Here is an 18,849-nt window from a genome sequence, read left to right as displayed (position 1 = left end):
TACAGGAAACCAAAGAGGAGAAGGAAACATGCTGACACAATTGAACAATTTTATTATCTGGCTTGACGATGTAGTTTGGGGGATACCGCTGATCGTCCTTATTTTATCTGTGGGAATTTATCTCACTGTGCGTTTGGGGCTTCTGCAGATCAGACATCTTCCCAGGGCGTTAAAATATATGGTGAAAAATGAGGAGGGAGGCTCCGGGGAAGTCACCAGTTTTGGTGCTCTCTGTACGGCCCTTTCTGCAACGATCGGTACCGGAAATATCGTTGGAGTAGCTACGGCGCTTTGTGCCGGGGGACCGGGAGCTTTGTTCTGGATGATCCTGGCGGCATTTTTCGGTATGGCCACCAAATATGCGGAAGGCCTTTTGGCGATCAAGTACCGGACCATCGATGAGAAGGGACACGTGCTCGGCGGGCCGTTCTATTACATAGAAAATGGTATGGGGCGCAAATGGAGGCCTTTGGCTAAGATTTTTGCTTTTTTCGGAGCGGGCGTCGGTCTGTTCGGAATCGGAACATTTACACAGGTGAACGGGATTTCCGGGGCAGTCAAGAACTTTTTTGATCCGAACAACGCTCATATGATCTCCTTGTTTGGAAAAGATTATTCCTATATGGTGCTTGTTGCCAGCGTGATCATCACGGTCTGCGTTGCGGCGGTAGTTCTCGGGGGAATCAAGAGAATTGCGGCTGTTTCCCAGGTGGTCGTCCCGTTTATGGCGGTGGCTTACGTTCTTGCTGCGCTGAGTATCATTATTTTTAACATACAGGAAGTGCCTGCGGCGATCGCACTCGTGGTAAAAAGCGCATTCGGAGTCAAGGCAATGGCCGGAGGCGCTCTCGGAACGATGCTGGCTGCCATGCAGTCCGGAATCGCCAGAGGGATCTTTTCCAATGAGGCGGGTCTTGGAAGTGCGCCGATCGCGGCTGCTGCTGCCCAGACAAAAGAGCCGGTGCGCCAGGGTCTTGTTTCCATGACCGGTACCTTTATCGACACCATTGTGATCTGTACCATGACTGGGCTCAGCATTGTCATCTCCGGTACATGGAATGTAGGGCTTGAGGGTGTGGAAGTTACTACAAAAGCGTTCCAGATGGGAATGCCGTTTCCACCGGTCGTCCCGTCCTTTATCCTGATGCTCTGTCTGGTGTTTTTTGCATTTACTACAATTCTCGGGTGGAATTATTACGGGGAACGGTGCCTGGAATACCTTACAAACGGCAGAATGAAGATCGTGATGGGATACCGGTACCTGTATATTCTGGCTGTGTTTATCGGACCGTTTATGACGGTGGAAGCAGTATGGAAGATCGCAGATATCTTTAATGCCCTGATGGCGCTTCCAAACCTGATTGCTCTGGCGGCATTGAGTCCGGTTGTGATCGCAGAGACAAAAGCCTATTTTAACAAATTAAAATCAGATAAAGAATAAAGAGCTGTAAAAAGATATCTTCGCATAAATATTGAAGATATCTTTTTTTGTGGACGGACGAATTGTTGTCAAAGCATAAATTACTGGGTACAATAAACTTGACGGTAAAAAACAGACAGATGTTGTGAGACACGGCCGGATGTTTCAGAAAGGTGAAAAATGAATTCTTATGATCATATTTTAAAATTCAAAGGAGCATGGCGCCCTTATCAAGAAAGGATTTTAGACCGTGCAGATACTTATTTGAAGGACGGGAAAATACATATTGTAGCACCGCCTGGCTCTGGTAAGACCACCCTTGGAATTGAGCTGATCCGGCGTCTGGGCAGGCCTTGTCTCATCCTGTCTCCTTCTGCAGTAATCCGGCAGCAATGGCTGGAACGTGTAAAAGAGGCTTTTATCCAAAAAGACGATCAAAGTCTGCTTTCAGATGACATACACGCACCGGCTCTGATAACGTCTGTCACATATCAGGCACTCCATTTCGGAATGGAACAAATTAACGGGCCGAAGTCCGTTTTTGAAGCGGAACAGGAGGACTCTAAAGTATTTAATCTTATAAATGCTGTCAAAGCAGCAGAAATCGGGACCATCTGTCTTGATGAGTGTCATCATCTCCGCAGCGAGTGGTGGAAATCATTAGAAAAATTTATGATGAAGATGGAAAATGTTTGCGTCGTTTCCCTGACGGCTACACCGCCTTATGATTCTACATCGGCTCAGTGGGAGCGGTATATTGGACTTTGCGGGGAGATTGATGAGGAGATCATTGTGCCGGAGCTGGTGCAGGACCACAGCCTGTGCCCGCATCAGGATTATGTGTATTTTAATTACCCGACAGAGGATGAAAAAGCCCAGATAGATGCATTTCGCGGGGAGGTCCGCAAGGTGTTTCAGGAAATGACTGCAGATGAAAGTTTTGCGGCTGTTGCTGCCTCGCGAAAGGGGATTATGGATCCGGATCAGTCTGCAGATGAACTGCTGGAAAAACCTGCGTATCTTGTTTCGGTCCTGACATTTCTGGAGGCTAAGGGAATTCCTTATCCAAAAAAATGGCTTAAGGTATTAGGAATAAAGCGTCTGCCGGAGTTTGATATCTCAAGGCTGGAACAGCTGCTTCAGGGAATTTTGTTCGATGACACTGGCAGCTATGATGCAGATGCCGGATACATCAGCGGTTTAATCCAGAGTTTAAAGCGCAGAAAATGTATAGAGCGCAGAAGAGTATCGCTGTGTGCCAATGAATCTATAGAAAAACTGCTGACTAACAGCAGGGGAAAGCTGAAAAGTATCAGGGAGATTGCAGCGGCTGAATATGAATCTATGGGAAAAGGGCTGAATCTTTTGATCCTGACGGATTATATCAGGAGAGAATATGAGAAGGCTGTAGGAGATCCAGACCGTCCAGCTGAAAAAATAGGGGCAGTACCGCTGTTCGAGATGCTGCGCAGAGAATTGGAAGCAGAGATAAGACTCGGAGTTGTATGCGGAGAACTGATGATTCTGCCGTCTGAAGCATCAGAGTTTTTAACGGATACGGCAAAGAGAATTCTGGGAGACAGCAGCAAGTTGCAGCTTGAGGAGATGAAGAACAGATCAGGGACGGCTTTGGGATATGCAAAAGTTACTGTCCGCGGGAAAAAACAGAATATGGTCCGGATTGCAACCGAGGCTTTTGAAGCCGGCTATGTACAGATTTTGATCGGGACAAAGTCACTTTTAGGAGAGGGATGGGATTCTCCTTGTATTAACTCTTTGATTCTGGCAAGCTTTGTCGGTTCCTTTGTACTGAGCAACCAGATGAGAGGGAGGGCTGTCAGGATTATGCCAGGAAATCCGGAAAAGACAAGTAACATCTGGCATTTGGTGTGCCTTGATACTACCGACAGACAGACCAGAGTCAGCCGGCTGATGGGAACGGGGGAGGCAGAATTGTCCGATGATTTTGCCATGCTGTCCAGGAGGATGAAAGGAATTTTAGGCATCAGTTATACAGAAGATATCATTGAAAACGGCATGGAACGACTTGATCTCGCCGAAAATCACTATACAGAAAAAGAAGTGAAAAGAATCAATGAAGAGATGAAAAAAAGAGCCAAAGACAGAGAAGGTCTGCAAAAGAAGTGGGAACGGGCCGCCGTTGTCTTCGATAAAATGGAAATTACCGACGAATGTGTGATGGACAAATCAGTTTTGAAGCCGGGGGCTGGTTTTTTTAATCTGATCGGTTTTGAGCTGCTTGCGGTGATTATTCAAACATGCAATCTTATTCTATACACTGGAGCGTTCAGCACAGAGGGGCTGGTTCCGCTTTTGTTCTCTGCAGCAGCTACGAGTTTATTTGTACTGCTGACGATCCGCTGCGGCACAGGAATTGTCAGGCTGCTGACACCTCTGAAACGGTTAAATGCGATTGGGACAGGGATCAGATCAGCATTGATTCAAAAGGGTCAAATCTCTTCTGATACCAAAGTTGTGACAGAAGAAAAGGGATTATTTTATTTTGTTTATCTGAGGGGAGGGACAGTGAGGGAAAAGGATCTGTTTTCTGCATGTGTAGACGAGTTTTTGGGAGAGATTGATAATCAGAGATATCTCCTGTATGAAAAAAGGAGCTGGAACAAGATGCAGAGTTATTTCAGTGTTCCGGGCATCTTTGCGAAGACCAGACAAGATGCCGGGGCCTTTGCACAAGCTATGAGAAAAAGCATAGGAAATTACAAATTAGTCTATACAAGAAATGAAGAAGGGCGAAAGATTCTTTTAAAAGGGAGAAGACATGCATACGCAAATCAGGCAAATAATGCGGAAGCCAGGCTCTGCGGGCGCAAAAAGAAAGTAAAAGGAGCACTGGAATAATTGGCGTTTCTAACACTTATAACAAACTGGTACTGTTAAATATATAAAAACTGGATGTTTTGATAATGCCAATGCGCTGTATAATAAGTCTTAAGTTTTTAATGCCGGCATAAAAACAAAGACTAACATATTATGGAGGACACAGTCATGGAAAATGAGCGTTACCAGTTAAATAAACAGTTGGCACAGATGTTAAAAGGGGGAGTCATTATGGATGTGACGACTCCGGATCAGGCGAAAACGGCAGAGGAGGCCGGGGCCTGTGCAGTCATGGCATTGGAAAGGATTCCGGCAGACATCCGCGCAGCCGGAGGCGTGTCCAGAATGAGTGATCCGAAAATGATCAGAGAAATCCAGGAGGCAGTATCCATCCCGGTGATGGCGAAGGTAAGAATCGGGCATTTCGCGGAGGCACAGATACTGGAGGCGGTTGAGATCGATTACATAGATGAGAGCGAAGTGCTCTCGCCCGCCGACGATGTTTACCACATCGATAAAACAAAATTTAAAGTTCCGTTTGTCTGCGGGGCAAAAGATCTCGGCGAGGCACTTCGGAGGATCAGCGAAGGAGCCGCTATGATACGGACTAAAGGAGAGCCAGGCACTGGAGATGTTGTTCAGGCCGTGAGGCATATGAGGATGCTGAACCGGGATATCAGACGGATTGCATCTATGGCGGAAGATGAGCTGTTTGACGAGGCAAAAAAACTCGGTGTACCTTATGAACTGGTGCTGAAAGTCCACGAAGACGGCAGGCTTCCCGTAGTTAATTTCGCAGCTGGCGGAGTGGCGACTCCGGCTGATGCGGCTCTGATGATGCAGCTTGGGGCGGAAGGAGTTTTCGTTGGCTCCGGTATCTTTAAATCGGGTGATCCAAAAAAGCGTGCACGGTCCATTGTAAAGGCTGTTACAAATTTCCGCGATCCGAAGATACTTGCTGAATTGTCCACAGACCTGGGAGGAGCCATGGTGGGGATCAATGAAGACGAGATTCAGCTCTTGATGGCAGAAAGAGGACAGTGATGAGGGTCGGGGTGCTTGCTCTTCAGGGAGCATTTGCAGAACACCGCAGGAAGGTAGAAAACTTAGGAGCCCAAAGCTTTGAAATCCGCGGGAAAAAAGATTTGGACCGTCAGATGGACGGGGTGATTCTTCCGGGCGGAGAAAGTATGGTCATAGGAAAGCTTCTGCGGGATCTTGAGATGGCCGGGAAGTTAAGAACTATGATCCTAAACGGGCTTCCGGCTTTTGGAACCTGTGCGGGCCTGATCCTGATGGCTCAAAGAATAAAAGGGGAGAGCGCTTATCTTGCGACAATGGATATCACGGCCAGGAGAAATGCCTACGGCCGCCAGCTGGGAAGCTTTTGGACAGAAGAATCGTTTGGAGAAGAAGGAAAAATTCCTATGACATTTATCCGCGCACCTTATATTGAAGAAGCGGGAAACAAAGTCATGGTTTTGGCGTCAACAGGAGGGAAGATTACAGCTGCCAGACAGGACAATCAGCTGGTGACGGCTTTTCATCCCGAACTGGATGACGACGATACTGTCCACCGGTATTTCCTCGATATGATAAAAGAAGCTTAGCAGTCGACAAGCAGGCTCTGCTGCATTATAATCAGTTTAAAAGCCCTCAGAGAAGAAACAGGAAGCGGCTTGTATCGTTGGTTTTAGGCAGAAAGAGGAGGAAGAAATGAAAACACTGATACTGGCATCCGCGTCTCCCAGGCGCAGGGAGATACTGAAGCAGGTAGGAATCGATTTCACGGTGATTCCGAGCACGAAAGAGGAAGTGATCACAAAACAGGAGCCGAAAGACGCGGTGATGGAGCTGGCTCTTCAAAAAGCGGAAGATGTAGCGGGCCGTGCTGACGGAGACTGTATGGTTATAGGCGCTGATACCGTAGTCGCCATGGAAGGCAGTATACTCGGAAAGCCTGTGGATAAGGATGATGCTGCCCGGATGCTTCGCATGCTCAGCGGAAGCAGACATCAGGTGTATACAGGTGTTGCGTGCATCTGCGGGGAAAAGAAGCATGTTTTTTATGAAGAGACATCCGTTTTTTTCTATCCGGTCTCAGAAGATGAGATCAGATGCTATATCGAGACGGGAGAACCGATGGATAAGGCCGGAGCGTATGGCATTCAGGGCAGAGCGGCCCGCTTCATACGGGGAATTGAAGGAGACTATTACAATGTAGTAGGATTTCCTGTAGCCAGATTTCTTCAGGTATTAAAAAAATGGGATGAGCAAAGCAGCCGGATATAAAGTCCGGCTGTTGTTTTTTTGATGTTTACGGATAAATATGGTATTCTAGTAGAAGATGCTAAAGACAGGTTTATCAGGGGGAAGTCTTATGAAAAAATTATTAGTTTGTATGCTCACCTGCTTTATGGCAGTTTCGCTGCTTGCAGGGTGCGGAAAAAAAGAAGAAGCAAAGACAGTAGAGCTGGATAAGGATAATCCGACGGTCATCTCTGTCTGGCATTATTACAACGGCGCACAGCAGGAAGCATTTGAAAGCCTGGTGAGCCAGTTTAATAATTCCGATGGAAAAGATGAAGGGATCTATGTCGAGACTTATGCACAGGGTAATGTCTATGATCTTGAGAAGACCGTGCTGAATTCAGCAAATAAAAAGGCTGGAGCCAGTGAGATGCCGAATATTTTTGCCGCTTATGCGGATACGGCATATCAGGTAAACAAGCTTGGACTCGTAGCCGATCTGAACGAATATCTCACAAAAGACGAGATCGGAGAGTATGTGGATAACTACATCGAGGAAGGAGAACTTTCCAGGGCCGGAGAGTTAAAAATATTTCCTGTGGCAAAGGCTACGGAAGTACTTGCGGTAAACCAGACGGACTGGGAGAAGTTTTCAAAAGCTACCGGAGCAAAAACTTCCGACCTGAGTACAATCGAAGGACTCGTAAAGACTGCGGAAAAGTATTATAAGTGGACGGACAAGGCTACCAAAACTCCGAATGACGGGAAAGCATTTTATGGAAGAGATGCGATGGCAAACTATTTTTTCGTTGGAGCTAAACAGCAGGGAGTGGACCTCTTAAAGATTGAAAAAGGAAAGTGTAAAATCAATTTTGATAAGAAAGTAGTGAGAAAACTCTGGGATAATTACTATACTCCATATATCAAAGGTTATTTTACTGCGAGCGGAAGATACAGAAGCGATGATATGAAGATGGGCAGCCTCATCGCGTTTACAGGCTCCAGTTCCGGGGCGGCATATTATCCGAAGGCGGTGACGGTCAATGACAAGAAAAGTTATCCGATCAAGGTAAGATCCTATGAAGTTCCGAAGTTTGCGGATGAAGAAGATTATGCGGTTCAGCAGGGCGCAGGAATGGTCGTCACAAAATCTTCCGATAAAGAAATTTATGCATCTGTTCAATTTTTAAAATGGTTTACCGAGGCAAAACGTAACTTTGAATTTGCGGCTACCTCCAGCTACCTGCCGGTAAAAAAAGAAGCCAATACCGAAAAAGCTGTTGAAAAGGCAATGAAGGATGAGAAAAATGAGGATATTAAAGACACAGTTATGACAGCGGTCAAAACAGTCAATAATAACAAAATGTACACTCCGAAAGCCGCAAAGAACGGAAGCCAGATCAGAAATATTTTAGAAACATGTCTGTCTGACAAAGCCGATCAGGACAGAAAAGCTGTGGAGAAAGCCATAAAGGGCGGCATGTCCTATGAAGCTGCGGTGAAAAAATATAACACAGATCAGAATTTTGAACAGTGGTATGAAAAAACATTAAAGGAATTAAAAACATTGGAAGGCTGATGAGGTTAAGATCCGGGGTATGAGACAGATAAGGCAAAATTCAATTTTAAAAAGAATATTGGTACCTCTTCTTCTGCTGGTCATCCTCCAGGTAGCAGTCCTTGCGGGACTTCTGTTCGGAGGCGGGGTCATGAACCGTCTGAACCAGAATTCTGTGGATATCATTAATGAGCGAGTTATCAACCGAAAGAATTATCTGGAAGATGAGATGGTGAAGCGATGGTCCAATCTGGATTCTGCCTTAAACGGGATCAACCAGTCGGCAGAGAAACTGAAGACGGACGATGCAAAAAAGTTTTCAAGGATTGACAGTGACAGTTCGGTTTATACCGGTCTTCTGGACGAGAGCATGGAAGAATTGATCTCGCTGATTCGTCAAAACATGGTGACAGGGGCATTTGTGGTTCTTAATACCAAAGATCTTTCAAAAGAGGAAGAAAGCCGCGGGTATCAAAATAAGCCCGGGATTTATATCAGGGATTATGATCCGGTGGCTGCACCGTCTGAGAACAACACAGACCTTCTCGCGGAACGGATGCCTTCTGCCCTGGTAAAGAAGTGGAAGATCGGGATGGATACCGGGTGGAATTCGGGATTTGATTTCAAAGATTCCTCTGTCGATTACTATTCTTTTTTGTATGAGCCGTACATGGCCGCAGAGAAATACCCGGAGCTCAAAACAGCGGATCTGGCATACTGGAGCAAGACTTATACTCTGGCCAACAATCCAAAAGAAGTGATTTCCTATTCTGTCCCGCTCAGGCTGAGCGACGGGACAGTGTACGGGGTCCTGGGCATTGAGCTGTCTACTGATTATTTAAAGAAACTGATCTCATTCAATGAACTCAGCGAGAATAAGAACAGTGCTTACATACTCGGCGTACAGGACGGAGGAAAAGGAAATCAGCTTCAAAATGTCATGGTCAGCGGGCCTGCTTACAATATGTATATGAAGCAGAGCAAAACAATCAATCTGGTTGCATCAAAAGACTATGACAATGCTTTCACCATCGGAGGATCTGATGCAGATCTGCTTTGCAGCAATGTCCACTATATCAATCTTTATAACACGAATACACCGTTTGCAGATCAGAAATGGGCGCTGATCGGTGTTGTTCCCACGGATCAGCTGTTCTCATTTTCCAACAAATTTAACAAGACACTTGTGATTGTAGTGACAGCACTGTTTATTGCCAGCATCATAGGAGTGCTGGTGATCAGTATTCTGATCACGCGGCCGGTCATCAGCCTGGCATCGGATGTCAAAAACAGCAATCCGAGCGAACCCATTGCGCTGAGAAGAACCGGGGTAAAAGAACTGGATGAATTGGGAGGGTCTTTTGAAAAGCTGAGCTCAGATGTCTTTCAGGCGTCCAGGAAGTTTGCACAGATCCTGCGGATGGCCAGCATAAAAATCGGCGGATTTGAGATTGACTGGAATGAAAACCAGCTTTTTATGACAGAAGACTTTTTTAGGGTATTTCGCAGTGAAAAAATCCGGAAGAACATGTCGATTGAAGAATTCACAGAAAACATGGAGATGTTTCGGCGGTATGTGAGCAGGAAAAATGAACAGGATCATATTTATATTTTCGAGATACCGGATAAGGAAGATCTGTTCTGGGTACGCCTGAGCATACGGTATGAAGAAGACAAAATCGTCGGTTTGGCAGAAGATATCACCAAGGAGACTCTGGAACTCAAGAAGATGGAGTATGAGAGGGATTATGACCTGCTCACGAATATACTGAACAGGAGAGCGTTTAATGCCAGGCTGGAGCAGCTGTTTCAGAAAGGAAAAGATGTTCTGGGCACTGCAGCTCTGATGATGATTGATCTGGATAATCTCAAATTTTTAAATGACTCTTACGGACATGACTTTGGAGATAAATATATCCAGAAAACTGCAGCAGGACTCAAAAAATATACTCCCAAAGAGTCGGTAGTGGCCAGGATGTCCGGTGATGAATTTTTCGTCTTCTTCTACGGATATGATTCAAAGGATGCAATACGAAAGAAAATAAATCACTGCTGGTCAAAAATGGATGAAGAATATCTGGAACTTCCAAATAAGCAGAAATTCCGGCTCAGGATGTCGGGAGGGATCGCATGGTATCCGGACAACACCGATGACTATACGAAACTCATTAAGTATGCAGACTTTGCCATGTACAAGGTAAAGAAAAGAGGAAAAGGCAGATATGGGGAATTCGACAGAGAAAGTTATTTTCAGGATGCATATTTGCTGCAGAATAAAGAAGAACTGAATCATCTGATCGAAGAAGAGCTGATCGAATATTACTTCCAGCCGATCATCGATGTGAAGACCGGCGAGACATTTGCATACGAAGCATTGATGCGTTCCAGACTGGATTCGATTCCTACAGTCTACGAGATTTTGTCTCTGGCGAAACAGGAATCCAAACTGTATGAGATCGAACGCCTGACTTGGTTTAAATCTATGGAATCTTTTGTGGATTTGGTGCAGAGCAAAGCCGTAAAAAGGGGAACCAGAGTTTTTATCAATTCCATTCCAAATCAGGATCTGGATGAAAAAGACGTTGAACGGTTTGAACTTCAGTACGGAGAATACCTTGATCTGATTGTTCAGGAGATTACGGAGGAAGAGCGCGGCAACCGGATGATGCAGGCTAAAAAAGAAGAGAGGATGCATCGGTGGGGAGGCGGCATTGCTATCGATGATTATGGCAGCGGATACAACAGTGAGCACCTGCTGCTGAGCGTGACAGCCCAATATCTCAAGATTGACATGAAGATTATCAGGGATATCCATCTGGACCGCAACAAACAGCAGATTGTTAAAAATATCATATACTATGCCCACGAAAGGGACATCAGGATTATTGCGGAAGGTGTGGAGGCATATGAGGAAATGCAGACGGTAGTGAAGCTGGGGGCAGATTATATCCAGGGATACTATTTTGCAAAGCCGAGCCTGCTCGTCCAGCGCATCGATGAACAGAAGAAGAAACGGCTTTTGGATCTGCAGAGTTAAGAAGTGTATGAACCAAATAGGAAAAAACCTTCGGCTGCGGCAGAGAAAAGGCCGTTTCCGAAGGTTTTTATATTGTTTATTTCAAATGATCGAAACCTGTCAGGGGATGAGAAATGATTTATTCTTCTTCGTCATCCTCGTCGTCTAAAATAGCATCAAAAGCAGCGGAAACCATCTCATATTCCTCGTCGTCCTCGATATTGTCCAGCTGAACTTCATCATCCGGCAATTCTTCGTAGCGGTAAAGAAGCAGTTCGCTTTCTTCCTCATCGTTCTCAAGGTCTTTTACGGGAACCAGGGCGATATAATCCTGTTCTTCGATGCCGAAGATACAGATCACGGCGCAGTCGAGCTGGACACCATCCTCCATTTCCAGATGGATGATTGGATTTTCTTCTTCAAATACGTCAGCTTCTACGTTGATATCTTCACTCATAAGACTACCTCATTTCCTAGAATCCGGCTCTGTGAGCACAGAAATTCTATTAATTTTATTTGCATTTTTGGGCTGTTCTTAATATACTAAATAATAAAGGAAAAAGCAAGGGGACAAAAAGATTGGTACAGCGGAGGCTACTATTATGGAAGAATACAGATATTTATTAGATATAGCGGTGATACTGGCTTTGACAAAGTCTTTCAGCCTGTTTTCGCGAAAAGTAAACATGCCTCCGGTAGTCGGAGCTTTGATTGCAGGCATCATACTGGGACCGGTGATGCTGAACGTGATCGAACCGTCTGACACGATCCTGAGTCTGGCAGAGATCGGTGTGATTGTCCTGATGTTTCAGGCAGGGCTGGAGACCGATATAAGGGAACTGAAACGCAGCGGAAAAGCAGCCATGGTGATCGCGCTGTGCGGAGTTGTCGTGCCCCTGGCGGTCGGAGCGGTCATCTCTTTTATGTTTGAAAAGAACTTAATGGAAAATATTTTTGTGGGAGTCATTTTGACTGCCACATCTGTGAGCATTACCGTAGAAACCCTTCAGGACATGGGCAAACTTAAGGGGCGGGTCGGAACAGCGATCTTAGGCGCAGCGATCATTGATGATATCCTGGGTATTATCCTGCTCTCTGTTATGACAAGCATTGGAAAAGCGGGAACAGTTGAGCTTACCGGAGTGCTTATGATCATTGGCAAGATGGCGCTGTTTTTCGTTATTTCAGGTGCCGGCGGAATTTTTGTGTACAAGTTTTTCCGCAGGATGTCCACGATGAAAGTAAACAATGAACAGGTCCACAGAAGGCGGGTTCCGGTGCTTGCACTGGCATTCTGTCTGTTTCTGGCATTTTTGGCCGAATTATTTGGAATTGCAGATATCACCGGGGCATATCTGGCAGGAATTATCCTGTGCAGAATACCGGAGACTTACTATATTCACCGAAAGGTGGAGTGTATCTCATACATGCTGATTACCCCGATTTTCTTTGCCAGCATCGGCCTCAAAGTCGAAGTGGCGGGAATGACGCAGACGATGATCATCTTCACTGTGCTTATCAGTATTGCCGCTGTCCTGACGAAGATCATCGGCTGCGGCATCGGAGCTAAGGTCTGTAAGTATTCTTATAAGGAGTCCTTAAAGATCGGGGCCGGCATGGTCTGCAGGGGAGAGGTTGCGCTGATCGTTGCACAAAAAGGAATCCATGTGGGGCTGCTCAGGGAAGAGATGTTTGCGCCTATGGTCATTATGGTGTTGGTGACAACCCTTTTGGCGCCGATTCTTCTCAAGCTGTTTTTTTCAGAGTGGTTTAGCGGATTGACGTATAGGACAGGAAAGAGATAACAGGATGATTGAGACAGTAGTATCAGTAAAACTCCCGGTGCGGGAGACATTAAGGATTAAGAAGAATTCCCTGCATCCGGACGTGATGACGGGAAGAGAAAAGAGAATCTGCCTCGTTTCGGGTTTATATGGAGATGAGCTTGGAGGACAGTATATATGCGGAGAGATCATAAAGAGGATCAAAGAGGACTATGATTCCCTGTCAGGAATCGTGGACGTATATCCGTCGGTCAACCCTCTGGGGCTGGACGCCAGGAGCCGGAGTATTCCGGTCACACAGGAAGATTACAGCGCGGTATTTCCGGGAGATTTAAAGGGGGAACTCGGGGAATATACGGCGGCTAAGCTGCTGGGGGATATGGAGAGTGCAGACTGTGTCATTGACATCCACTCCAGCAATATTTTTCTTCAGGAGATCCCACAGGTGAGATTAAACAGCGATGCGGACGAACGTCTGCTCTGCCTTGCGGGCTATATGAACACGGATCTGATCTGGATACATCCGTCCACGACAGTGAATGAGGGAAGCTTATCCTATGCCCTGAATGAGCGGGGAGTGCCCTGTATGGTCACAGAATCAGGGGCCGCGTTCAGGATCAAATATGACTTCTGCCGACAGATCATAGAGGGAGTGTTTGCTGTCATGAAGGAACTGGGCATCTGGAAGGGCCCGTCTGCAGAACCGAAGAGAGCGCCGGTCGTCCATGATGACGGGATTCATTATCTGAATTGTGAGACGAATGGTTTGTTTGTGACCCACAAAAAGGTGAAAGATCATGTGAAAAAGGGTGAGATCATCGGCAGTGTCACAAGTCCGATTTTAGGAGCCGTGGAGGAAGAAATCATTGCTCCGGTGGACGGTATTCTGATGACTGTCCGAGAGCATCCGGGTGTCACAGAGGGGTCACTGATCGCCAGAGTCGTGGGAGGTGACCTGATATGATCAAAGAGACATTATATACGACAGATTCCTACCTCAGGGAAGAATTTAAAATAGAGGGATTCCGGTTCGGAAGTACAGGCGAAGACTCAGAACCGTCTGCCTGCATTGTCGGTTCCATGAGAGGAAATGAATTTCAGCAGCTTTTTATCTGCTCTCTGCTGGTAAAGAGACTGAAGGAGCTGGAAGCATCCGGCTCGATTGTGGGAAATCATGAGATTCTGGTCATTCCTTCACTGAATAATTCATCAATGAATGTAGGGATGCGGTATTGGGTATCGGACAACAGTGACATCAACCGGGAGTTTCCGGGGAATCCGCAGGGAGAGCCGACCAGCCGTCTTGCGGCCAGTATATTTGCGAAAGTAAAGGGCTACCGTTATGGAATTCAGTTTCCTTCCTTTTACCGGAAAGGAGATTTTATACCCCATGTCCGGATGCAGCCGACCGGAAAGGAAAGTGCAAGTCTGGCAAACTTATTCGGACTGCCCTATGTGATTACAAGCAAGCAGAGAAGTTTTGATGTGAAGACGCTGAATTATAACTGGCAGATCAACGGGACCGATGCATTTTCAGTCTATTCCGGTGATACAGGACATATCAATGAGTTTTCGGCGAAACAGGCTGTATCTGCTGTTTTGCGGTTTTTAACCAGAATGGGAATTTTAAAATATAATTGCCATAACGGCTATATTGCAAGTATTATAGAAGAAGAGGACATGGCGGAAGTCAAGACGGAGGCATCGGGATTTTTCCGGCGTCTTGTCAATGTCGGAGAGGAAGTGCACCGGGGACAGCTCTTAGGGGAGATTCTGGACCCTTACGAGGGAGATATTATTTCTGAGGTGCATTCCACCGTAGATGGAATCGTTTTTTACGCGAAGAAGGATCCAATGATCTTGGAGAATGCTTCTGCGTTTCAAATCATAAAGAAGCTGCACGAATAGAGGAGGACCATATGGGACAAGTAAAGAGAGTTTATGTGGAAAAGAAACAGGACTATGCCATCAAAGCAAAGGAACTGCTGGAGGAAGTGAGGCAGTACCTGGGACTGGATGTGGAAAATATCCGCGTACTGATCCGCTATGATGTAGAAAATGTTTCTGAGGAAAGCTATCAAAAGGCGCTGGGCACCGTGTTCAGTGAGCCTCCTGTGGATGAAGTTTATGAGGAAGCGTTTCCTGTGGAAGAAGGGGAAACGGCTTTCAGCGTAGAATTCCTCCCGGGGCAGTTTGACCAGAGGGCAGACTCTGCCCAGCAGTGTCTGAAGCTGTTAAATGAAAGTGAGGAACCGGTCATCCGAAGTGCCACTACATATGTAGTAAAGGGAACACTGTCTGAGGATGAGATGGGACAGATCAAAGATTACTGCATCAATCCGGTGGATTCCAGAGAGTCCTCTGAAGAAAAACCGGATACTCTTGTGATGGAGTTTGAGGAGCCGGAGGATGTAAAGATTGTGGAAGGATTCAGGGGTATGGGCGAACAGCCGTTTAAGGAACTCTATGATTCCCTCAACCTGGCTATGACATTCAAGGATTTCCTGCACATCCAGAAGTACTTTAAAGAAGAGGAGCAGAGAGACCCGTCCATGACCGAGATCCGCGTTCTGGACACCTATTGGTCTGATCACTGCCGTCACACGACTTTTTCAACGGAACTTAAAAATATCAAGTTCCAGGAAGGGTTCTACCGTGCGCCTTTGGAGGCGACCTATGAGCAGTACATGCTGGATCATAAGAGCATTTTCCAGGGCAGGAAAGACAAATTTGTATGCCTGATGGACCTTGCGCTGATGGCTATGCGCCGTCTGAAAAGAGAAGGTGCTTTAAATGACATGGAAGAGAGCGAGGAGATCAACGCATGCAGCATCGTGGTGCCTGTTTCCATAGACGGGGAAGAGGAGGAGTGGCTCGTAAGTTTTAAGAATGAGACACATAACCATCCTACAGAGATCGAACCGTTTGGTGGAGCGGCTACCTGCCTCGGAGGAGCTATCAGAGATCCGCTCTCAGGACGCTCTTACGTATACCAGGCTATGCGTGTGACAGGGGCCAGTGATCCTACAGTCCCGTTAAAAGATACATTAAAAGGAAAACTTCCGCAGAGAAAAATCGTGACCGGAGCTGCCCATGGATATAGTTCTTACGGCAACCAGATCGGATTAGCCACGGGATTTGTAGATGAGATTTATCATCCGGATTATGTGGCAAAACGTATGGAGATCGGGGCTGTCATGGGCGCAGCGCCCAGAAAAAACGTCGTAAGGGAAACTTCAGATCCCGGAGATATCATCGTTCTGCTCGGCGGAAGAACCGGACGTGACGGCTGCGGAGGTGCTACGGGATCTTCCAAGGTCCACACGGAAGAGTCCATCGAGACCTGCGGCGCGGAAGTACAGAAAGGTAATCCTCCGACAGAGAGAAAGATCCAGAGGCTGTTTCGAAGGGAAGAAGTCAGCCGGCTGATCAAAAAGTGCAATGATTTCGGTGCAGGCGGAGTTTCTGTGGCGATCGGAGAACTGGCAGACGGACTTACGATCGATCTCGATAAGGTACCGAAAAAGTATGCTGGACTTGACGGAACAGAACTTGCCATTTCTGAATCCCAGGAACGTATGGCGGTTGTCCTGGATCCAAAAGATGTGGACCAGTTCTTAGCCTTTTCCGAGGAAGAAAACCTGGAAGCGGTAGCAGTTGCCGTTGTAACCGAGGAGCCGAGATTAGTACTCTCCTGGAGAGGAAAAGAGATCGTGAATCTCTCCCGTGCATTTTTGGATACCAATGGGGCTCATCAGGAAAATGATGTATATGTGGAAGTTCCGCACCGTGTCAGCAGCTTCTTTGATCAGGAGATTCCAAAGAGCTTTACGGAAGCATGTATTGATACACTGAAAAATCTGAATGTATGCTCCAAGAAAGGACTTGTGGAGATGTTTGACAGCACCATTGGTGCAGGCAGCGTCACTCTGCCTTACGGCGGAAAATATCAGATGACACCGGTTCAGACGATGGTAGCCAAGCTTCCGGTGCTTCACGGAAAAACAGATACTGTGACCATGATGAGTTACGGTTTTGATCCATACTTGTCCAAATGGAGTCCGTTCCACGGAGCAGTTTATGCGATCACTCATTCCATCGCAAAAATCGTGGCAGCCGGCGGTGATTACAAGAAGATCCGTCTGACCTTCCAGGAGTATTTCAAACGGCTTGGCGAAGATCCTGAGCGATGGGGACAGCCATTCGCAGCACTGCTCGGTGCATACCATGCACAGATTGGATTCGGACTTGCATCAATCGGAGGAAAGGACAGTATGTCAGGAACCTTCAACGACATTGATGTGCCTCCGACGCTCGTATCCTTTGCCGTAGATGTGGCAGACGGAAAACATGTGCTTACTCCGGAACTGAAACGTGCCGGCAACCGTCTCGTGCGGATCTGTATTCCGAGGGATGTCTATAACCTTCCGGTTTACAGAGAGGCGAAAAAGGTTTACAAACGAATCCACAGGCTTATAGAAGAAGGTGCAATCAAATCCTGCTATGCCATCGGATTCGGAGGAACTATCGAAGCGGTTGCCAAGATGGCTTTTGGAAATGGCCTTGGAGTTATTTTTGACCAGGAAGTTGAAATCAAAGATCTTGTTGAGAACCATTACGGATCTTTCGTAGTAGAAATGGATACGAGGGATATCAGAAAACTTGCGATTCCAAGCCTTCTTCTCGGTGAGATCACCACAACTCCGGAACTTGTATTAGGAAATGAAGTGGTTCCGCTGAAAGAGGCTGTGGATGCGTGGACCAAGCCTTTAGAAGAGGTCTTCCCAACCCGTTCAGAAGGAAGCCAGGATGTAGTAGAGACAAGAAATTACACCAAAGGCAAGGCGTATTTTGCCAAGAATAAGACAGCGAAACCAAAAGTATTTATTCCGGTATTTCCGGGTACAAACTGCGAATACGATTCTGCAAGAGCGTTTGAAGAAGCAGGGGCAGAGGTGATCACCAAGGTGTTTAAGAATCTGGATGCACAGGGAATCCGTGACTCCGTAGATGAGTTTGAAAAAGCAATCAAAGAGTCACAAATGATTATGTTCCCTGGAGGCTTCAGTGCGGGTGATGAGCCGGAAGGTTCCGCCAAATTCTTTGCAACAGCCTTCCGAAATGAAAAGCTTAAAGAGTCTGTCATGGACCTGCTGAATAATCGGGATGGTCTCGTACTGGGAATCTGCAACGGATTCCAGGCGTTAATTAAACTTGGACTGGTGCCGGAAGGAAAAATCGTGGAACAGACAGAACAGTCTCCGACGCTTACGATGAACCGGATCGGACGGCATATTTCAAAAGTAGCCTATACGAAAGTGACATCAAATCTGTCACCGTGGTTCCATGAAGTGAATGCGGGAGACATTTTCAGTATCCCTGTTTCACACGGCGAAGGACGTTTTGTGGCCAATGAAGATGTGATCAAAAAGCTGTTTGAAAACGGCCAGGTGGCAACCCAGTATGTGGACTTAAATGGAGATCCTACAATGAATGAGGACTTTAATCCAAATGGTTCCTACTATGCCATCGAGGGTATCACAAGCCCGGACGGAAGGGTGTTAGGAAAGATGGGACACTCAGAGCGTATGGGACAGTTCGTATCCAGCAATATCGCAGGAAATAAGAATCAAAAGATATTCCTGTCAGGAGTCAATTATTTTAAATAAATTTGTTTTAAGACCGGACATGTCATTTCATGTCCGGTCTATTACGTCATAATATAACAAGAACCCCGCAGCTGCCTGCGGGGTTCTTATATTTAATGAAAAGAGAGGATTAAAAATATATATGAAAAACTATGTCTTAAGTATATCAGAAAAGCAGGCGGAAACAATGGATAGAAAATAAACATTTCTAAACGATTTCTAAACAAATCTTATGGAATTCTTGTGATTATAGAGAAAAAAGAAAGTCTGTCTGGTAAAACATGAGAATATTTTGGTCAAAATATAAAATAAAT

The 18,849-nt window shown here is 46.2% G+C and carries 12 protein-coding genes; 11 read left to right on the top strand and 1 reads right to left on the bottom strand.

Annotated elements, in window-relative coordinates; all coding sequences use genetic code 11:
* Positions 1–28: 28 nt before the first annotated feature.
* The 7 genes from DWV34_RS13305 (at position 29) to DWV34_RS13275 (ending at position 11,124) form a co-directional block, all read left to right on the top strand.
* Entirely contained in the window at positions 29–1,441 is a 1,413-nt protein-coding gene (locus DWV34_RS13305; protein ID WP_006565954.1) for an alanine/glycine:cation symporter family protein, read from the top strand.
* 159 nt (positions 1,442–1,600) lie between these two features.
* Positions 1,601–4,300 (top strand): DEAD/DEAH box helicase family protein, encoded by a 2,700-nt coding sequence (locus tag DWV34_RS13300; protein WP_118476474.1) that lies wholly within the window; start codon positions 1,601–1,603, stop codon positions 4,298–4,300.
* A gap of 147 nt (positions 4,301–4,447) precedes the next feature.
* On the top strand, positions 4,448–5,323 hold the full coding sequence (gene pdxS, locus DWV34_RS13295) for a pyridoxal 5'-phosphate synthase lyase subunit PdxS (RefSeq protein WP_039946240.1): 876 nt from the start codon (positions 4,448–4,450) through the stop codon (positions 5,321–5,323).
* Positions 5,323–5,889 (top strand): pyridoxal 5'-phosphate synthase glutaminase subunit PdxT, encoded by a 567-nt coding sequence (gene pdxT / locus DWV34_RS13290; protein WP_118476471.1) that lies wholly within the window; start codon positions 5,323–5,325, stop codon positions 5,887–5,889. Before pdxS ends, pdxT begins: the two co-directional genes overlap by 1 nt.
* A gap of 106 nt (positions 5,890–5,995) precedes the next feature.
* On the top strand, positions 5,996–6,571 hold the full coding sequence (locus DWV34_RS13285) for a Maf family protein (RefSeq protein WP_009288872.1): 576 nt from the start codon (positions 5,996–5,998) through the stop codon (positions 6,569–6,571).
* 88 nt (positions 6,572–6,659) lie between these two features.
* Positions 6,660–8,108 (top strand): extracellular solute-binding protein, encoded by a 1,449-nt coding sequence (locus DWV34_RS13280; protein ID WP_165353830.1) that lies wholly within the window; start codon positions 6,660–6,662, stop codon positions 8,106–8,108.
* Between the two features lie 19 nt (positions 8,109–8,127).
* The gene (locus DWV34_RS13275) at positions 8,128–11,124 is read left to right on the top strand and encodes an EAL domain-containing protein (RefSeq protein ID WP_009288870.1); all 2,997 of its coding nucleotides are present in this window, start codon (positions 8,128–8,130) and stop codon (positions 11,122–11,124) included.
* 118 nt (positions 11,125–11,242) lie between these two features.
* Here the strand turns inward: DWV34_RS13275 and DWV34_RS13270 are convergent, their stop codons facing one another.
* The gene (locus DWV34_RS13270; RefSeq protein WP_006565947.1) at positions 11,243–11,560 is read right to left on the bottom strand and encodes a DUF1292 domain-containing protein; all 318 of its coding nucleotides are present in this window, start codon (positions 11,558–11,560) and stop codon (positions 11,243–11,245) included.
* A gap of 145 nt (positions 11,561–11,705) precedes the next feature.
* Between DWV34_RS13270 and DWV34_RS13265 the strand changes: the two genes are divergently transcribed.
* Genes DWV34_RS13265 through DWV34_RS13250 form a run of 4 tightly spaced genes read left to right on the top strand, consistent with a single transcriptional unit; the run spans position 11,706 to position 18,556 of the window.
* Positions 11,706–12,908 (top strand): cation:proton antiporter, encoded by a 1,203-nt coding sequence (locus DWV34_RS13265; protein ID WP_006565946.1) that lies wholly within the window; start codon positions 11,706–11,708, stop codon positions 12,906–12,908.
* 4 nt (positions 12,909–12,912) lie between these two features.
* Complete coding sequence (locus DWV34_RS13260) at positions 12,913–13,851, top strand: M14 family metallopeptidase (RefSeq protein ID WP_006565945.1); 939 nt, start codon at positions 12,913–12,915, stop codon at positions 13,849–13,851.
* A complete protein-coding gene (locus DWV34_RS13255; protein ID WP_009288867.1) occupies positions 13,848–14,795 on the top strand; it encodes a M14 family metallopeptidase in 948 nt (315 codons plus the stop codon). Before DWV34_RS13260 ends, DWV34_RS13255 begins: the two co-directional genes overlap by 4 nt.
* Before the next feature lie 11 nt (positions 14,796–14,806).
* A complete protein-coding gene (locus tag DWV34_RS13250) occupies positions 14,807–18,556 on the top strand; it encodes a phosphoribosylformylglycinamidine synthase (RefSeq protein WP_118476466.1) in 3,750 nt (1,249 codons plus the stop codon).
* Positions 18,557–18,849 lie beyond the last annotated feature (293 nt).

This window comes from Anaerostipes sp. AF04-45, from assembly GCF_003461725.1.
In the GTDB taxonomy this organism is placed as follows: Bacteria; Bacillota; Clostridia; order Lachnospirales; family Lachnospiraceae; genus Anaerostipes; species Anaerostipes caccae.
The sequence above is the reverse complement of the archived record's forward strand: the minus strand, read 5'-3'. Positions and strand labels throughout refer to the sequence as shown.